This window comes from Microbulbifer pacificus (assembly GCF_002959965.1).
Taxonomy (GTDB): domain Bacteria; phylum Pseudomonadota; class Gammaproteobacteria; order Pseudomonadales; family Cellvibrionaceae; genus Microbulbifer; species Microbulbifer pacificus_A.
The window spans coordinates 1-1398 of sequence record NZ_PREV01000018.1; the positions used below are offsets into that span (position 1 = coordinate 1).

General features: G+C 31.3%; 2 protein-coding genes. Both read right to left on the reverse strand.

Translation table 11 applies throughout. From position 1 onward, the window contains the following. The coding region (locus tag C3938_RS00475; RefSeq protein ID WP_105101343.1) for a hypothetical protein at positions 1-474 on the reverse strand (474 nt) is incomplete at its 3' end. After that, positions 467-1398 (reverse strand): FtsK/SpoIIIE domain-containing protein (locus C3938_RS00480; RefSeq protein ID WP_233998561.1); only part of this gene is annotated, 932 nt, incomplete at its 5' end. The genes C3938_RS00480 and C3938_RS00475, both read right to left, overlap by 8 nt.

Sequence of the window (1398 nt, forward strand, 5' to 3'; positions counted from 1 at the left end):
TGGAAATTTTTTATTCCTAAACTGTTCTGAAGAACTCAATTCCTCGTACCTTTTTATCTTTTTATTCATCACTTTTTGGCTATATGTGTTCCTTTGAATTTCTATAAACAACGATACATTATTTAACATAACTAACATATCCGGTTCTGCTAAACCCTTTTGAAATTTGGGTTCAACAATAAATTGTTTAATGGCCAATGCATGTTTTAAAATTTTATAGACTTCAACAATCTGTAAGAAGTGAGGTATCTTAGTAGAGTTTTGCTTAACTGTAGAGTGTATTGGCAGATATACAAATGGAGAATAATATTTACTGACAGATATTTGTCTATCTCTAACTAATCGTTTTAATACTATGTTTGCACTCGTCACTGGATTTTTTAAATTACTAAAATATAAATCTATAATGTCATCCCTACTCAATACTCTAAATCGTTCCACGTCCTTAATAATCTGTAAATCTCTTTTATTCATTTTTCAGCAACTCCATTAATGTATCGTAGTCGTCTTTCTTTTCTTCTTGCTTATCTTTCTTCTCAACTTTATACGGGATTAAAATCTTTTTTGCTTTTTCATTATCTAACCAGGGGCATTGTATTTCTTGTAGATCCGAATTAACTTTCAATATCATTCGGCCAGAGGTCTTTAATTTTTCTGAACCTGGTGTGCCTATTATTTTTGAATTAACATTATCTTGAGTTTTAAATCCCATTCTTACTGTCATATTTACTTTCAATTTACCGTCTAATAATTTTGCATCTGGCCGTTGCATGGACAAAATAATAAATACTCCTAACGATCGGCCAATACTCGAAATATCTTCAAGAATATCCATAATGTCTTTTTCCTTTTTTAATAACACCACTTCATCAATACAGACAATAATATAGGGTAGTTTCTTGGGTAATTGATCTATGGCATTTACACCCTCTTCATCTAACAAATCTCCACGTTTGGCCATTTCCTTTTTTACTTTATTTAATACAGGACGTAATGTATCTGCACTGTGATACACACCTTCCACATGTGCTATATCTTTAAATAAATGGAATTCTGAACGCTTTAAATCTCCTAAGATAAGCTTCAGTTCCTTAGAACTTTTATATTGAATCAATGATGTTAAGATACTTCTTATTGCGCTAGATTTTCCACTTCCTGTTTCTCCAGCAATTAATAAATGAGGATCTTTAACCATATCAAAATATTTTATTTTTCCACTTAAATTTCTTCCGCAAACAATAGGAAGATTACCCTTTAGATTCATTTCTTTGTACTTGTAAGTTATCTTATTTGGTAAACCCTCCGGGAAAACTTTTAACACCCCTCGATGCTCGTTTACAGACAAATAGACATACCTTCCAAAATGTTGTTTAAAGACGTACAGGCGCTTTTCAAATT